Here is a 16725-nt window from a genome sequence, read left to right as displayed (position 1 = left end):
TTTCGGATCGGATGTGCAGATGATCTCGCGACGTTTTCTGGGCCTCGGCGCCTTGGGGGCCCTGGGTGCGGCAACGCTGCTGGCGGGCTGCGACAAGCTGGGCTTCTCTTCCGCGCCCAAGGCGAGCTTCCAGGGCGTGGACCTGACCGGCGCGGCGTATGCGCGCGGCTTCAGCCTGCCCGACCAGAACGGGAAGACCCGCACACTGGAAGACTTCAAGGGCAAGGTCGTGGTCGTGTTCTTCGGCTTCACGCAGTGTCCCGACGTCTGCCCGACCACGCTGGCCGAACTGGCGCAGGTCAAGAAGGCCCTCGGGCCAGAGGGCGACAAGGTCCAGGGCGTGTTCATCACCGTGGATCCGGAACGCGACAAGCCCGAACTGCTGAAGGCCTATCTCGAAAGCTTCGACCCCGGCTTCGTCGCGCTGCGCGGCTCGCCGGAGCAGCTCAAGGAAACGGCCAAGGAGTTCAAGATCTACTACGCCAAGGTGCCTGGGAAGACACCGGACAGCTACACGATGGACCACACGGCGGCGAGCTTCCTGTTCGATCCGCAAGGGCGGGTGCGGGTGTTCTCGCGCTATGGCGCGGGGGCGTCGGCGTTGATGGGCGATATCAAGGCGTTGATCGCCGGTCAATGAACGAGCGCTCGGCCTGCGGGGCCAGGGGCTTGGCCCTCATACGTCTCGCAGGCTCCACAAATCGGGCCAACCCCCTGGCCCCGCAGGCCTCAGGGACGGGGCGTTGACATCCGGAAAGACGAAGGCCCCGCAGTGCGGGGCCTTCTTCATGGGGCGTCGATCAGGGGATCGAGCGGCTTTTCGATCAAGCGGCTTCCGCCACCATCGCTTTGCGCATCTTCTTCATCGCGGCGACTTCGATCTGCCGGATGCGTTCCGCGGACACGTTGTACTCGGCCGCCAGCTCGTGCAGCGTCATGCCGCCGGACCCGTCGTCGTTGACGTTCAGGTAGCGCTCCGTGACCACGCGGCGGCTGCGGTCGTCGAGCTGCTCCAGCGCCTTCTGCAGGCCGTCCGTGGCCAGCCGGTCGCGTGACTTGGACTCGATCACCCGCGTCGGTTCCTGCGTGTCGTCCGCCAGGTAGGCGATCGGCGCGAAGGTCTCGCCGTCGTCGTCGGTCTGCGGCTCCAGCGCCACGTCACCGCCGGACAGGCGCGTCTCCATCTCGACCACGTCCTCGGGCTTGACGTTGAGCTCTTCCGCCACCAGGGCGATCTCGGCTTCCGTCAGCGAGGTGCGCTGCTGGTTCGCGGCGTGTTCCTTGAGCGCGTGCTTCTTCGAGCGCAGGTTGAAAAACAGCTTGCGCTGCGCCTTGGTCGTCGCGACCTTGACCATGCGCCAGTTCTTCAGGATGTACTCGTGGATCTCGGCCTTGATCCAGTGCATCGCGTACGACACCAGCCGCACGTTCTGCTCCGGATCGAAGCGCTTGACCGCCTTCATCAGGCCGACATTGCCTTCCTGGATCAGGTCGCCCTGCGGCAGGCCGTAGCCCAGGTACTGGCGCGAGATCGACACCACCAGCCGCAGGTGCGACAGCACCAGCCGGCCCGCGGCGTCCACGTCGCCATGCGTCTTCAGACGCGTGGCGTAATCCTTCTCTTCTTCCGGCGTCAGCAGAGGAATGTGGTTGATCGCCGTGATGTACGCATCCAGGTTCCCGAGCGATGGCACCAGGGACCAGGGATCGCGGACCTTCAATGCAAGGGTGTTGGACATGTGTTCGTTGCTCCTGTATCGGGCCGGTCCTCCGGCTCGACGCTGAGAATATTAGCACTCATGGACGATGAGTGCTAAGGCTCCGGAAATCGGACGCGTCACGGGAGGGCTACCCCTGAAACCGAGTGTGTGCCTGCCGTCTTAGGATCCACTTAAGTCATTGATCTACCGAAGAAATTGGCAGCTCAAAGCTGAACGTCGCCCCCTCGCCGGCGGTGCTGGCGACCCGCAACTGGCTGCCCATCAGCGCCAGCAGCCGCTGGGTGATCACCAGCCCGATCCCCGTGCCTTCAATGCCGCCGACCTCCCGGCCCAGGCGGTTGAACGGCTGGAACAGCTGCGCCTTCTGCGCCTCGGTCAGCCCCGGCCCGGAGTCGGTGACGCTCAGTTCAACCTGCGAATCCCCGACCCGCCGCGCCCGGAGCCAGACGCGTCCGCCGTCGTGGTTGTACTTGACGGCGTTGCTGAGCAGGTTGGTCAGCACCTGCTTGAGGCGGGTCGCGTCGGCGCGCACCCGGCCGACCTCGGGGGCCAGTTCGACCTCGATGCTCACCCCGCGTCGCTGGCGCTGGGTCTCGATCATCGCGAGGCTGTCCGCCGCGATCGGCGCCAGATCCTGGTCGTCGATCTGCACGCGCAGGCCGCCGGCGTCCAGCCGCGAGAGGTCCAGGGTGTCGTTGATCATCTCCAGCAGATGCCAGCCCGACTGCTGGATCTGCGCCAGCCAGCCTCGCTGCCGGGCGCTGAGCGTCGATCCGAGGTCCGACTCCAGCAGTTGCGAGAAGCCGAGCATCGCGTTGAGCGGCGTGCGCAGCTCGTGGCTCATCCGGGACAGGAACTCGTTCTTGGCGCGGTTGGCGGCCAGCTCGGCCTCATGGATGCGCTCCAGCTCCGCCAGCCGCAGTTGCTCGCCGATGTCTTCGACGACGCCCAGCAGCCGCGACGGCAGGCCTTGGGCGTCGCGCAGCAGGCTGACGGTGGCCCGGACCGTGATCACCTGACCCTGGCCGCCGATGTAGCGCTTGATGCGGCTGTAGCGGCGGAGCTCGCCCCGGATCAGCGCCATGCCCAGCCGGCTGTCCTCGGCCCGGTCCTCGGGGTGGGTGATGGCCATGATCGAGCGCGCCTGCAACTGCTCGACGCTCATGCCCAGCAGCTGGCAGAAGTAGGGGTTGATCTCCTGCGGCCGCGCCTGGAGGTCGCAGGAGACGACGCCGATCGGCGCGTGCTCGACGATGGTCCGGAAACGCTCCTCGCTGGCGCGCAGGCGCTGGGTGGCTTCCTCGACCCGGCGCGCCACCCGCGCGGTGCTGCCGGTGACCGAGAGCAGCAGCAGGCCCAGCAGCGCGGTGCCGGCCAGCCCCGCGATCGCGAAGGGCAGGGCGGCGCTGCCGTCCAGGGTCGGCAGTCCGGACGGGTTGTAGACGATCAGGCGCCAGGCCCGTCCGGCGAAATCGACGTCGCGGGACCGGCTCGGGAGCGCGGCGGGCAGGTGCAGGCAACGCTCGTCGCCGGCCAGCAGCGGACGGCGGCTGCCGGAGGTGGCATCGATGAGGCAGTAGTCGAGCCGGCCTGCGCGAGCCGGCAGCGCGTCGTGCAGCAGCGCCTCCGGGCGCAGCGTCGCGAAGGCCACGCCGGTGGGTTTGCGGGCGTGGCCGGCGGCGTCGCGTGGATCGGTGAAGCCACCCTCGTAGAGTGCGCGGTAGACCACGACGCCCATCAGCGTCACGCCGGCGTCCTGCGACAGCGGGAAGCTTTCGCTGGCCGACGGCTCGCCGGTGGCCATCGCGCGCTCCTGCGCGGCGCGCGCCTGCGGGATGTTGCGGATGTTGGCGCCCATCGCCGGCCGGTTGCGCGCGAACGGCGCGATGAGCCGGATCGGCAGCCTGTCCTCGGCGGGGTCGGGGGTCAGGTCACCGGGCCGGCGTCGTTCGTAGACGTGATAACCGACGTAGCCGTCGGCCTGGGCCGCGCGTTCGAACGTGGGCACCTCCTGCGGACGCACCAGCGGCGCCCAGCCCACCGCGTACACGGCGCCGCCGGCGCGGGCGCGCTCGGCATGGGCGCGTTCGAAGTCGCCGCGGCGGATGCCCGGCGCGACCAGCAGCAGGCTGTGGTTGGCCTCGAGCGCGGTCAGCGGCATCGACAGCTTGTCGGACAGCGAATTCAGCGCATTCACCGCTTCCAGTTCGAAGGCATGGCGCCGGCGTCCATCCTCGTTGCGCGCGACATGCAGCGTGGCGCCGAACAGCAAGGCGCACGCGACCAGCATCGGCAGGGCGACGCTCAGTCGTCGCGGCGCCCAGTGCTTGCGCGGCAGGCCGAACAGCGCCAGCGCCACCGGCGCGCCGATCAGCACGCCGATCGCGTCGCCGACCCACCACGCGAGCCAATGCGGCAGGACCTGCGACGGCCCGATCGCACCGGTGATCCACAGCGCCGCGACGCCGAAGCTCGGTGCGACGAGGCAGGCGATGCCGGCGGTCGCGGCGAGGAAGCGCATGAGTTCGGCGGGTTCGCACAGGGGCGGGTTCGCGCCGATCCAGCGTCTCGCGAGCCACGCGCCCAGCCACGCCTGCAGCGCGCCGCCAAGGCCGACCATCAAGGGCTGCAGCGGTTGAAGGTGCGCGCGCTCGACGCCGATCGCCAGGCTGACCGCCGCGCCCCCGATCGCGATGCCCGGCAGCGCGCCGGGGCCCCAGCGCAAGGCAGCGGCGACGGCGAGGCCGGCGGCGGGATAGATGGGGGAGACGAAGTCGGGCTGCAGGATCAGCTTGAGCGCCAGCACGCCGAGCGCGGCGTAGGCCACCGCAAGAGCGATGTTCAGCAGCATCAGCCAGACGGTCCCGCCCGGCGCGCCCGGTGGCGGTTCCCCGCTGCCCTGATCGAGCGCGAGCGCGATGGAGGCGGACGTGGCGGGCGCAGCGCCCGCGGCGTTCGTGGCGGCCGGAGCGGGGGAGGACGCGTCGGTCATGAACGCCAGCCTACCCTTGCAACGACGCGCCCGATATGCCGGAATGCCCCCCGGATCGGGCGCTTGTCCTGGGAAACCAACGAGGCGCCCGGCCGCCGGCGTCGCGGCGGCCGAGGCCCGATCTCGCCAAGGTCGGCGGTGGCGGCCTCAGGCCGGCAGGTCCCAGCCCAGGCCCAGGCTCTTCTGCAGCGCGACGAAGTCCTTCAGCAACGCGGACTCGCCATCCAGCGCCTTGAGTCGCGCGTCGATGTCGCGGCGCTGCGCGTCGAGCAGGTCGATCTGGCTCGCGACGCCGGCCTGGCGGCGTTGCCCTGTCAGATCGAGTGTCCGCGCCGTCGAGCCCCGCTGCGCGAGCAGATGCTGCACCGATTGACGCTGCCGGCCGAAGCGCGCCAGCGAGGTGTTGGCGTCCTGCAGCGCGCCGAGCACGGCGGACTGGTAGTTGGCGACGGCCTCGTCGCGGCCCGCCTCGGCCTCGCGCACGGCGGCGGCAGTGCGGCCGAAGTCGAGGACGTTCCAGCTCAGGTACGGCACGGCGGCGAGGGCCAGGTTGTCCGTCCGCAACAGCTTGCCAGGCTCGGTGCCGGCGACGCCGATGTTGCCCAGCAGGCTGAGCTTGGGAAGGTACTTCGCCGTCTCCTGGCCGATCTGCGCCGTGCGGCCGGCCAGGCGGCGCTCGGCCGCGCGGATGTCCGGACGGCGCTGCAGCAGCGCGGCGGGATCGCCGATGGCGACGCGGTCCGGCGCGTGCGGCAGTGCGGGCGTGGCGGCGGCCAGCGCGTCATCGAGCGTGCCCGGCGCCTGTCCCGTCAGCAGCGCGAGCTGGTCGAGCGAGGCGGTGATCTCCGCGGCCACGTCGGCCAGCGAAGCCTGCGTCGCCTCGGCCTGCTGGGCGCGTTGCTCGACATCGTCGGCGGTGGCGACGCCCTGGTCGCGCCGCTGGCGGACCAGCGTCAGCGCCTGCGCGTCGACCGCGGCCGTGTCGCGCAGCAGCGCCTGCCGGGCTTGCTGGGCGCGCAGGCCGACGTAGGTGGACGCGACCTCGGCCGTCAGCGACACCTGCGCATCGGCCAGGTCCGCCTGCACCGCCTGCGCCTGCGCCGAGGCGGACTCGACCGCGCGGCGCGTGCCGCCGAAGAGATCCACTTCCCAGGTCGCATCGAAACCGATGCTGTAGAGATGAAGCGAAGTCTCGTGGTCGGTGCCCGGGCCTTGCCAGACGCCGGCGCCGAGCGCCGACGCCGAGCCCTTCGGTCGACCGTTGGCCTCCTGCGCATTGAACGCGGCACGCGCCGAACGCAGGCGTGCCTCGGCGGCCTGCAGCGTGGGGCTCTGCCTCAGCGCCTGCACGACGAGGGCGTCGAGCGTGCTGTCGTCGAGCGCACGCCACCAGCGCGCCGCGACGGGCGCAGAGGCGTCGGTGGATGCGCCGGCAGACGCGCCTGCGGTCGCGCCGCTGGTCGCGTCATCGCGTTTGAAGCGCGTCTGCCGGAGCGCGTCGCTCGCGACGGCGGGCGCGCTTTGGTAGTCGGGGCCGACCGTGGTGCAGCCGGCGAGCAGCAGCATGGCCGCGGCGGCGGCCACGGCCGACAGCGTCGTGACCGTGGTGAGCCCGACGCGGAGCGGGCCGGGCCATCGGACGCGGGACAAGAGGGAGACGTGTGGAAAGTGGGTCATGAGGATCTCAATGGGCGTCGTTGGACGCCGGTGCCTGGCCGGGCTGCCTTGGCGTCCTGAGCGTCAGCGCGAGCGGCACGCAGAGCAGCAGCGCGGCCGCGAGCACGTAGAAGGTTTCCGAGAAGGTCATCACGCTGGCCTGCTGATGGACGGTGAGCACCAGTTCCTTCATCGCCTGCAGTTGCGCGTAGGCGAAGTCGCCTCCCTGCGCGAAGTGGCTGGCCGCACTGCCGGCGAGCCGTTCCTGGACCAGCGTCGAATTCGCGTTGAGCGTCTCGCCCAGCCGATCGATGTGCAGGCTGTTGCGTCGGTCGATGAAGGTGCCGATGACGGCGAGTCCCACCGAGCCGCCCAGGTTGCGCGCCATGTTGTAGATGCCGGCGGCGTCGCCCGATTCCTCGCGCGTGACCGTCGCCATCGAGGCCTGGTTGAGCGGCATCATGCAGAGCATCTGCCCGACGCCGCGCAGCAGCTGCGAGCCGACGAAGTCGTGGCCGACGCTCTGGGCGGTGAGGCTGATGTCGAGCAGGCAGCTCGCGGCGAAGGCCGTGAGTCCGAGGATCACCATCACGCGCAGGTCCACGCGCGAGATCAGCCGCGGCAGGATGGGCATCATCAGGAAGGCAGGCACGCCGGCCAGCAGCATGATCGCGCCCGACTGCTGCGCGTTGTAGCCGGCGATCAACGCGAGGAACTGCGGCACCAGGTAGGAGATGCAGTACAGCCCCGCGCCGACGGTGAACACGATGACGATGACGCTGGCGTAGTGCCAGTTGCGCATCAGTTTCAAGCGCAGGATGGGCCTGGACGCGTAGCGCTGCGAGAGCGCGATCATCGCCATGCCGATCGCCGAGACCAGGCTCAGCGACACGATCAGCGAGGACTCGAACCAGCGTTCGCGCTGGCCTTCCTCGAGCACGACGGTCAGCGTCGACAGGCCGACCGCGAGGCCCACGATGCCGAGCCAGTCGGCGCGGATGAACTCCTCCAGGTGCATGCGCTGCGCGGGCAGTCCCAGCAGCAGCAGCGTCAGCAGCGCGGCGCAGACCGGCACGTTGATGAAGAAGCACCAGTGCCAGCTGGCGTTCTCGGTCAGCCAGCCGCCGAGCACCGGGCCCAGCAGCGGCCCGAGCAGCACGATCAATCCGAACAGCGTCATGCCGACGGGAAGCTGATGGCGCGGCAGCCGCGTGCGGATGATGGTCTGCGCGGTGGGGATCATTGCGCCGCCGGTGAAGCCCTGACCGATGCGGGCGAGGATCAGCATCGGCAGGCTGCCCGAGAGGCCGCACAGCACCGAGAAGAAGGTGAACAGCGCCGCGTTGCCGACCAGGAAGTTGCGCAGCCCGAAGACGCGCGTGAGCCACGCGGCCAGCGGGATCATGACGATCTCCGACATCAGGTAGCCGGTGGAGATCCAGGTGCCCTCGGTGCCGGTCGCGCCGATCGCGCCCTGGATCTGCGGCAGCGCCGAGTTGGTGATGGAGATGTCCAGCGTCGCCATCAGCGCGCCGAGCGCGCCGGCCGCGACGGCGATCCAGTCGCCCGTGCCGGCGTTGGGCTCGGCGTGCGGTGTCGCGCCGGCCGCGCGCGGCGGACCTTGCGTGCTTGGTCCACCCATTGCACCCGGCGCGGCCGACGATGCGGCCTCAGCCATGGCGGGCTCCGCGGGTGTCCACGTCGGTCGTCACGGAGAGTCCGGGCAGCAGGCGGTCGCGCAGCGCCGGGTCCGCCTTCGGATCGAGCTGCACGCGGATGCGCACCGGCACGCGCTGGACGATCTTCGTGAAGTTGCCGGTGGCGTTCTCCGACGGCAGCAGCGCGAACTGCGCGCCGGTGCCGGGCGAGAAGCTCTCGACGGTGCCGTGCAGGTCGAGGTCGGGCAGGGCGTCGACGTGCAGCGTCACCGGCTGGCCAGCGCGCATGCGGCCGATCTGCGTCTCCTTGAAGTTGGCGACGAGGTAGACGTCCTGCGTCGGCACGACGGTCATCATCCGCGTGCCCGGCTGCACGAACTGCCCGACGCGCACGGTGGTGTCGCCGATGCGGCCGTCGATGGCGGCGCGCACGACGGTGTCGTCGACGTCGAGGTGGTTCTGGCGCAGCGCGGCCTCGGCGGCCTCGACCTGCGCCTTCGACTGCGCGACCTGAGCCTCGCTCGACTTCAGCCGGCCATCGGCGGCCTTCACCGCGGCGTCGGCGGCGGCCAGGCTGGCGACGGCCTGGTCGCGCGTGTTGCGCAGCTCGGCCAGACGTTCGGCGGTCGTGGCGCCGGTGGCGGCCAGCGGCGTGTGGCGCGTGACCTCGTCCTGCGCATGCGCCAGCGCCAGGCGCGAGGCCTCGGCCTGGGCGCGGGTCTGCGCGAGCTGGCCCTGCTGCTGGAGGATGTCCGCCTCGAAGCGGCGGATGTCGGCCTTGCGGCCGTCGATGGTCGCCTGCGACTGGTCGGCGGCGGCCTGGTACTGGCGGGCGTCCAGCTTCACGAGCGGATCGCCGCGCTTCACCGCCTGGTTGGCGACGACATAGACCTGCGTCACGTAGCCGCCGACCTTGGGCGCGGCGGTGACGCTGTCGGCCTTCAGGTAGGCGTCGTCGGTGGTCTCGATGAAGCGGCCGGTGGTCCACCAGTGCACGCCGTAGGCGCCGGCGGCGAGGAGCGCCGCGGCGGCAATCAACAGCAGCACGGGCTTGCGGCCGGCGGGGGACTTCGGCCCGTTCGGGCCGGCAGGGGTCTGGGACGACATGGGCGGGGCCGGGCTGACCGGCTCGAAGAATTATTCCGACCGATATCTTTTTCCAGTTGGAAGATTTCTGTCAACTGCTATATTTTTGACTTCAGTTTCCTTTACACATGACCGAACGCCCTGTCCGAGCTCCCCGACACCGCGCCGATGCGGCCTATGCGCGTGGCGAGGAGACCCGTCGCCGCATCATCGACGTCGCGCTGCGGCTGTTCAGTGAGCGCGGTTTCGAAGGCGCGTCGACGCGGGAGATCGCCAAGGCGGCGGGGGTGAACGCGCCGGCGCTGCAGTACTACTTCGACAACAAGGAAGGCGTGTACCGGGCCTGCGCGCAGTACATCGCGGACAGCTCGGCGGCGCATTTCGGACCGGTGGTCGCGCAGACGAAGGCGGTGCTCGCCGACCCGGCGGCGACGCCGGACCAGCTCTTCGAGGCCTTCGGCGTGATGCTGGACGCGCTGACCGATTTCCAGCTGCTGCCCGACGACGCCGAGTACCGCCGCCTGTTCATCGCGCACGAGCAGATCGGGCATGCGCCCGGCGTGCTGTTCGAGATCTTCGACAAGACGATCCGCCCGCAGATGGGTGAGCTGTCGGCGCGCGTGGTCGCGCGCTACTGCGGCATGCCGGAGAAGGACCCGCTGCTGGCGATGCGCGTGATGATGCTGTGCGGGCAGGTGATGGTGTTCTCGCTGGGGCGACGGACCATGCTGACCAAGCTCGGATGGGAGCGCTTCGGGCCCGAGGAGGTCGCGACGATCAAGCGGTCCTCGCGCGAGCACAGCCGCGTGCTGATGGACAGCTGGCGCGAGGAGTCGCGCAAGAGCGCCGCCGGCCGCTGACGAAGGACGGTGTCCGCGCCTACGCTTATCGCGGCTCGCTACCGGGATCTGTCAGCAGACCCTGCTGCCACTCGCCTGCCATGCGTCTTCCTACATTGAACGGACCGGTCGCGACGGGCGTCGCCATGCAACGCGGCGCAGCGCGATCGGGCTTGTTCAACGATCCCAGGAACGACCATGGCACTGACCGTCACCACGCACCTCAACTTCCGCGCCCAGGCCCGCGAGGCACTCAACTTCTATCACCGCATCTTCGGCGGTGACCTGATGGCCGTGACCTACGGCGAGGCGCATGCCGCGCGATCCGAAGCCGATACCGCGCTGCTGCTGTTCGGGCAAGTCCTGGCACCGAACGGTTTCCGCGTCATGGCCTACGACGTGCCGACCGAGCTGAGCTGGGACCGCGGCGACCGCTCGTTCTTCGTCTCCATCCAGAGCGGCGAGGCGGAGGAAATCTCGGGCTTCTGGCGGCAGTTGGCCGAGGGCGCCTCGATCCTGCAGGATCTCGCGCCCTCCGCCTGGTCGCCGCTCTACGGCATGCTCACCGACAAGTTCGGCGTGACCTGGGTACTCAACGTCGCCACGTCCTGACCGAAGCGCCGCTCGGCGACCCGAGGCGGGCGTCAGGCCTCCTGCCGCAGCAGCTCCACCTGCCGGCCAGTCAGCAGCGGCAGGATGCGCTGCACCACCAGCTCCTTGTAGTGGGTCGAAGCGCGATGCGCCTCGATCGCGGCGTGGTCGGCGTAGCGCTCCAGCAGCAGCAGTTCGCCCGGGACGCCGACGCTCTGGAACGCTTCGTAGCCCTGGCAGCCGGGCTCGGCCAGCGATTGCTCGCGCAGGCCGGCCACCAGCGCGAGGACCTCGGGTACCGTCTCCGGCGCCATGCGCCAGCGGGCGACGACCACGATCGGACCGCCGGCGCTCATGCCACGTCCTTGTTGAGCGCTGCCACGATCTCCTTGGCCAGCGGGGCGCCGGACGCGGGGTTCTGACCCGTCATCAGGCGGCCGTCGACGACGACCTTGGGCTGCCACACGTCGGCCTTCTCGTAGGTCGCGCCTTGCTCGACCAGCGCGCTCTCCAGCAGGAAGGGCACGTCGGCGATGGCATACCCTTCCTCTTCGGCGTTCGAGAACGCGGTGACGCGTCGACCCTTCAGGAAAGGCGTGCCGTCGTCCAGCGTCGCGCCGGCGAAGGCGACCGGGCCGTGGCACACGGCGGAGACGATCTTGCCGCCGTTCCAGGCGCGGATCACCGCCTGCTTCACGTCGGGATCGGTCGCGATGTCGGCCATCGGGCCGAGGCCGCCGGGGAAGAAGATCGCGTCGTAGTCGAGCACGTCGACCTCCGACAGCTTGCGGCTACGCGACATGCGGCGGAACGCCGCGCTCTCGCGGAAGGCGCGCTGCGCCGGGTCGCTCTCGTCATACGCGTCCGAGGGCGGCGTGCCGCCGAGCGGCGACACGAAATCGACCGCCACGCCGGCGTGGTCGAATACCTCGAACGGATGCGCCACCTCGGCGAAGAAGTAGCCGGTCGGGCGATGGTTCGGGCCGATCTGAGCGGTGTTGGTCAGAACGAAGAGGACATTCTTGACAGTCATGATGAGCTCCTTGGCGGTGCCCGCGTGGCGGGCGATTTGAGGGTCGTCGCTCCCCTGGGGGAGATGAATTTCGACGTCGCCAGGGAATGATGGGCGTTCGACTTCAATTCATGAAATTTATTCGATGGATATCAGTCATTCACAGCGGAGCATGACTCCGGGATTCGTCTGGCTCAGCGAAGCCGCGCGCGTGTTGACCTTCCGCGCGCCGCGCTGGGAGCGGCTCGACGGCGGGCCGTGGACGCTGGTCGTGCTGGTGCTGCTGTCGCTGGCGGTCGGGCTCGGCCTGCAGCGCGAGGCGATCGACGGCGCCGCCACCTTCGAGTGGCGCAGCATCTTCAAGAGCTGGAGTGCGACGGTCGTGTCGGTGTGGATCTGCTGGCTGATGATCGCGTCGCCCAGGCGCCTCGAGCCGGGGCCCGCCAACGTCGGCACGCTGGTGTCGCTGCTCGTCGCCGTCACGGTGCTGCTGAACATCGCCGACGGTCTTGCCGCCAAGCTCGCGCCCGCGGTGTTCGGCCCGGCCGACGCCTGGCCCGATTGGGGCCGGTGGGTCGCGTGGCTGTTTCCGATGGTCTGGGAGGGCCTCGCGAGCCTGCGTCTGTGGTGGCGGCTCACAGCCTCCGGCATGGTGCGCGTGATCGCGCTGCTGCTCACGCCGCTGCCCATCGCGATCAGCGGCTGGCTCGATCCGATGTACTTCTGGTGGCCGGCCCGTTCCGCCGAAGCGCGCGAGGAGTACTCGGGCCTTTCGCTGAGCGAGGACGTCCTCGACACGCAGTCGCAGCTCATCGCCAACGCCCTGCGCGCGTTGCCGCCGTCTCAACCCGGCGTGGTGAATGTCTACGCTGCGACCTACGCGCCGTATGCGTCCGAAGACGTGTTCATGCATGAGAGCGCCGTCGTCGCCAAGACGATGAGCGAGCGCTTCGGCACGTCGGGACGCACCGTCGAGCTGGTGACGAACGCGAAGTCGCAGAACACGATCCCGTGGGCGACGCGGCCAAACCTCCACAAGACCATCGTGCGCATCGGCGCCGTCATGGACCGCGAGAAGGACGTGCTGTTCCTGCACCTCACTTCGCACGGCGGACGCGACGGGCTGCTCGCCACCGACTCGTATCCGCTGGAGAGCGAGCCGATGACGCCCGCGCTGCTCAAGCAATGGCTCGACGAGGCGGGCGTCCGCTGGCGGGTGATCTCGATCTCCGCATGCTTCTCCGGCAGCTGGATCGAGCCGCTGGCCGACGACGGCACCTTGGTAATGACGGCGGCCGACGCGACGCACACGTCCTATGGCTGCGGCTCGCGCTCGCCGCTGACCTTCTTCGGTCAGGCGATGTACGTCGATGCGCTGAAGGCAACGTGGTCCTTCCGGCAGGCGCATGCGCAGGCGCGCCAGCTGATCGAGGTCCGCGAGAAGGAAGCGGGGAAGACCGATGGCTATTCGAATCCGCAGATCCGCGAAGGCGCGGCGATCGGCGAGGTGCTGAAGCGGCTGGAGGCGCAGCAGAGCGCGCAGACGCGTCGTTGACGGCACCATGAAGAAGACCGCCCAAGGGCGGTCTTCCTTCTTCGCGTCGTCATGTCAGCGCAGGTAGTTGAACACCGTGATCATCACGGCCAGCATCCCGCTGCTACCGAAGACCGACGCCACGACGAAGCGCTGCAGGTCGGAAATCCGTTGGATCAGGTCGCCCCTCAAGTCGGCCAGATCGGTCTTGGTGGCCATGTCCTTTGTCGCGTCGCGAACGTCACTTCGCACGCCCTGTTGAATCGCCTCTGCCGCGGATCGCGCGTCGGCTTCAGACACACCGGCGCCCTTCAGCGCCTGGAAGATCGCGATTTCCATTCATCACCTCACTTTCAGCGAGTCATTGCGGAGAGAGAAATCTACGCCCGCAGGCCAGACTTGGCACTGACTGGTTCTGAGGTTTCTCGTCGCGATCCGACGCGAATGAGTAGTGGTCCTTCGCAGCAATGAGTGACTGCGGCTTGCGCTGTCGAGCGACCGCAACACCTGACCCTGAATCGGGTGCGGTCATCGCGGCGGCCCATTGCGCGGCCGCATCGATTCGCTCAAAATCACGTCCATCATGAAGACCTCCCAAGTGATCAAGGCGACTTTCGCCACCTGACGCGCCCTCCGATCGCATTCGGAAGGCGTGCGCGCCTTCCGGTCTTCCACAGAACCCCGGCAGGCCCAGCGCCCTCCGGGGTTTTCTGTTTTCCGAGTCCACCCATGCGCACCCGCACCTACGACAAGCTGATCGCGACGATTCCCGCCCGCCGGAGTCGCGTCCGCACGCGCCTGCGCCCAAGCCCACGCTTGCGCCCGCGCACCGCGCTGCACTCCGGCAGTCAGCCGCTTCTCTCTCGACGCTAGCCCCATCAGGTGAATCCGCCTGAGGGCCGCGTCTTGCCCTCAGATTTCGAAAGAAGGATTCACCATGAACCCGGTCCACAAGCCTCTGCGCAATCTCGGCGTCATCGCCCACGTCGACGCCGGCAAGACCACCACCACCGAACGCATCCTGTTCTACACGGGCGAGAGCCATCGCATCGGCGACGTCAACGACGGCACGACCCGCATGGACTTCGATCCGCAGGAGCGTCGCCGCGGCATCACCATCAACAGCGCCGCCGTGTCCGTCCAATGGAAGGGCACGCAGCTCAACCTGATCGACACGCCCGGCCACATCGACTTCAACATCGAGGTCAACCGATCGCTGCGCGTGCTCGACGGCGCGGTCGTGGTGTTCGAGGGCGTCGCCGGCGTGGAGCCGCAGACCGAGACCAACTGGCGTCTCGCGGACAAGTACCGCGTGCCGCGCATCGCCTTCATCAACAAGCTGGATCGCGTCGGCGCGGACTTCCTGCGTGTCGTGGCCATGATGGAGGACCGTCTCGGTGCGACCGTGCTGCCGCTGCAGCTGCCGATCGGCGCGGAGGGCGACTTCCGCGGCGTCGTCGATCTGATCGCGATGAAGGCGCTGGTCTGGGAACGCGACGACGCGACCGCGCCCTTCGTCGAATCGGACGTGCCCGCCGCGATGCTCGACCAGGCGCGCGCCCATCGCGCCCGCCTGATCGAGACCGTGGTCGAGCAGGACGATGCCGCGCTGGTCGCCTATCTGGACGGTCAGCCGATCGATGACGCCACGCTGGGCCGCTGCGTGCGACGCGGCGTGCTGTCGGGCGCGTTCGTGCCGGCGCTGGCGGGCTCGGCCTTCCGCAATCGCGGCGTGGAGCCCTTGCTGGACGCGGTCGTCGACTACCTGCCGGCGCCGGAGGACATCCGCCGCGCCGACATCGACGACACGGCGGGGTCGCCTTCCGATCCGGACGGCCCCTTCGCGGCGCTCGCCTTCAAGGTGGCGGCGGACGGTCACGGAACGATGGTCTTCGTGCGTGTCTATCGGGGACGTCTGCGCCGCGGCGACGCGGTGCTCGACGTCAACACCGGCCGCATGGAACGCGTCGGGCGGCTCTACGAGATCCACGCGGACGACCGCGTCGAGCGCGACGAGCTGCGCGCCGGCGACATCGCGGCGGTGATCGGCCTGAAGGAGACGCTGACCGGTCACACGCTGTGCGACCCGGCGAGTCCGCTGCATCTCGAGGAGATCAGCGTGCCCGAACCGGTGATCGACATGGCGATCGAGCCGAAGACGCGCGACGACGTGGCCCAGCTGTCGAAGGCGCTGCAATCGATGCTGCGCGAGGACCCGAGCCTGCGGATGCGGTTTGACGCCGAGACCGGGCAGACGATCCTCTCCGGCATGGGCGAGCTGCAACTGGAGGTCTCGATCGAGAAGCTGCGCGCGCGTCACGGCGTCGAGGTGCAGGTCGGCCGACCGCAGGTGGCGTATCGCGAGACGCTCGGCCGGTCGGTGGACGTGCATCACGTCCACAAGAAGCAGAGCGGCGGCCCCGGGCAGTTCGCCGAGGTCGTGCTGCGCTTCGAGCCGCTGTCGCGCGGCGAGGGCGTGCGCTTCGAGAGCCGCATCGTCGGCGGCGCGATTCCCCGCGAGTTCATTCCCGCGGTGGAGGCGGGCATCCGGCGCGCGGCGCTCAGCGGCGTGATCGCGGGCTTCCCGTGCGTGGACTTCCAGGCCACGCTGCTCGACGGCGGCTTCCACGAGCGCGACTCGTCGGCGATGGCGTTCGAGCTGGCGGCGGCGAATGCGGCGCGCGAAGCCTTTGCGAAGGCCGATGCGCAGCTGCTGGAACCGGTGATGGCGGTGGAAGTCGTCACGCCGGCCGAGTCGCTCGGCGACTGCATCGGCGACCTGAATCGCCGGCGCGGTCTGGTGCGCGGCCAGGCGCTGCGTGGCACCGCGATCGTCGTCGACGCCCAGGTGCCGCTCAGCGAGATGTTCGGCTACATCGGCAACTTGCGCGCGCTCTCGTCGGGACGCGCGTCGTTCTCGATGCAGTTCGAGCGGCACGAACTGGCGCCGCGGAAGGTCCGCGACGCCGTGGTCCAGTGATCGTCTGAAAGCGATGGTCTGACTGCCGCCTCATGAGGCGGCCCAAGGAGCCCGCGACTGCGGGCTCCTTTTTTTCGTCAGTGCGAGGTCTTGCGACGTCGCGTCGTGAACCCCAACGCGCCGAGACCCAGCGCCGCCAGCAGAGCGGAGGTCGGCTCCGGCACCGCAGACACCGCGAGATTGAGCGACGCGTTGAGCGGCTGCACATCGCTCCACAAGTAGCTGAGCCCGTGGTTCAGATTGCGGGCGTCGGTGATCAGGCTGATCTGCGCGAGGCCGCCCTGCAGCGCGTCGAAGTGCAGCGTGCCGAGCAGCAGCGAGCCCTGACCGCCGTTGGCGACGCCGGGGAAGCTCGATCCGCCGAAAGTGCCCGCACCCAGCCACGGGCTGTCGTCGTCCCAGCCAGCGGCGGCGGTGAAGCTGCCGAAGGAGAGCTTCGTCGTGTCGTAGCTGAGGCGGAAGCCGAAGGACAGCAGTTCCTCATCGGAAGGCAGGCCGCCGAACGGATCGACGAGGCTGATGAGCAGGTCCACGCCTTCACCGGCCTTCGCCGGACCGGCGGCGGTCAGCGAGACCGTGGCGGCATGAGCGGTCGTGGCGGCCAGCGAGGCGAACGCCAGCGCAGCGGCGGCGAGCAGGGGCTTGAAGTTCATGAG

General features: G+C 69.2%; 14 protein-coding genes. 5 read left to right on the top strand and 9 right to left on the bottom strand.

The window, feature by feature from the left end:
• The first annotated feature begins 19 nt into the window (after positions 1–19).
• Entirely contained in the window at positions 20–640 is a 621-nt protein-coding gene (locus AC1VNM_RS17735) for an SCO family protein (protein ID WP_483107799.1), read from the top strand.
• A 184-nt stretch (positions 641–824) separates the two neighbouring features.
• Here the strand turns inward: AC1VNM_RS17735 and rpoH are convergent, their stop codons facing one another.
• From rpoH to AC1VNM_RS17710, 5 genes are all read right to left on the bottom strand, one after another.
• Positions 825–1739, bottom strand: coding sequence for an RNA polymerase sigma factor RpoH (gene rpoH / locus AC1VNM_RS17730; protein WP_377160321.1), 915 nt, complete (start codon positions 1737–1739; stop codon positions 825–827).
• A gap of 157 nt (positions 1740–1896) precedes the next feature.
• Positions 1897–4713 carry an ATP-binding protein gene (locus AC1VNM_RS17725; protein ID WP_483107798.1) on the bottom strand — a complete coding sequence of 939 codons (2817 nt, stop codon included), beginning with the start codon at positions 4711–4713 and terminating at the stop codon, positions 1897–1899.
• Positions 4714–4860: 147 nt separating this feature from the next.
• Positions 4861–6279, bottom strand: a complete 1419-nt coding sequence (locus AC1VNM_RS17720; RefSeq protein WP_483109298.1) for an efflux transporter outer membrane subunit — start codon at positions 6277–6279, stop codon at positions 4861–4863.
• Between the two features lie 118 nt (positions 6280–6397).
• A complete protein-coding gene (locus tag AC1VNM_RS17715; RefSeq protein ID WP_483109297.1) occupies positions 6398–8011 on the bottom strand; it encodes an MDR family MFS transporter in 1614 nt (537 codons plus the stop codon).
• Between the two features lie 28 nt (positions 8012–8039).
• On the bottom strand, positions 8040–9134 hold the full coding sequence (locus AC1VNM_RS17710; protein ID WP_483107797.1) for an HlyD family secretion protein: 1095 nt from the start codon (positions 9132–9134) through the stop codon (positions 8040–8042).
• Between the two features lie 107 nt (positions 9135–9241).
• Here AC1VNM_RS17710 and AC1VNM_RS17705 point away from each other — a divergent pair, with 107 nt between their 5' ends.
• Complete coding sequence (locus AC1VNM_RS17705) at positions 9242–9973, top strand: CerR family C-terminal domain-containing protein (protein ID WP_377160327.1); 732 nt, start codon at positions 9242–9244, stop codon at positions 9971–9973.
• A gap of 177 nt (positions 9974–10150) precedes the next feature.
• The gene (locus AC1VNM_RS17700; protein ID WP_483107796.1) at positions 10151–10564 is read left to right on the top strand and encodes a VOC family protein; all 414 of its coding nucleotides are present in this window, start codon (positions 10151–10153) and stop codon (positions 10562–10564) included.
• A 32-nt stretch (positions 10565–10596) separates the two neighbouring features.
• On the opposite strand, the gene AC1VNM_RS17695 is transcribed toward AC1VNM_RS17700, so the two are convergent.
• Positions 10597–10899, bottom strand: coding sequence for a putative quinol monooxygenase (locus tag AC1VNM_RS17695; RefSeq protein WP_431100114.1), 303 nt, complete (start codon positions 10897–10899; stop codon positions 10597–10599).
• Positions 10896–11576: a type 1 glutamine amidotransferase domain-containing protein gene (locus AC1VNM_RS17690; protein ID WP_483107795.1), complete on the bottom strand. Its 681-nt coding sequence runs from the start codon at positions 11574–11576 to the stop codon at positions 10896–10898. The genes AC1VNM_RS17695 and AC1VNM_RS17690 overlap by 4 nt, the downstream gene beginning before the upstream one ends.
• A 151-nt stretch (positions 11577–11727) precedes the next feature.
• Here AC1VNM_RS17690 and AC1VNM_RS17685 point away from each other — a divergent pair, with 151 nt between their 5' ends.
• Positions 11728–13110 (top strand): C13 family peptidase, encoded by a 1383-nt coding sequence (locus AC1VNM_RS17685; protein WP_483107794.1) that lies wholly within the window; start codon positions 11728–11730, stop codon positions 13108–13110.
• 54 nt (positions 13111–13164) lie between these two features.
• Here the strand turns inward: AC1VNM_RS17685 and AC1VNM_RS17680 are convergent, their stop codons facing one another.
• A complete protein-coding gene (locus AC1VNM_RS17680; RefSeq protein WP_483107793.1) occupies positions 13165–13428 on the bottom strand; it encodes a hypothetical protein in 264 nt (87 codons plus the stop codon).
• A 598-nt stretch (positions 13429–14026) separates the two neighbouring features.
• On the opposite strand from AC1VNM_RS17680, the gene fusA reads away from it, so the two are divergent.
• Positions 14027–16069 (top strand): elongation factor G, encoded by a 2043-nt coding sequence (fusA, locus tag AC1VNM_RS17675; RefSeq protein ID WP_483107792.1) that lies wholly within the window; start codon positions 14027–14029, stop codon positions 16067–16069.
• A 77-nt stretch (positions 16070–16146) separates the two neighbouring features.
• On the opposite strand, the gene AC1VNM_RS17670 is transcribed toward fusA, so the two are convergent.
• Positions 16147–16722 carry a cohesin domain-containing protein gene (locus tag AC1VNM_RS17670; RefSeq protein WP_483107791.1) on the bottom strand — a complete coding sequence of 192 codons (576 nt, stop codon included), beginning with the start codon at positions 16720–16722 and terminating at the stop codon, positions 16147–16149.
• Positions 16723–16725: the final 3 nt, after the last annotated feature.

The sequence above is a fragment of the Mitsuaria sp. MSU3D genome (assembly GCF_056867975.1).
This window is presented reverse-complemented; position numbering and strand designations above follow the sequence as displayed.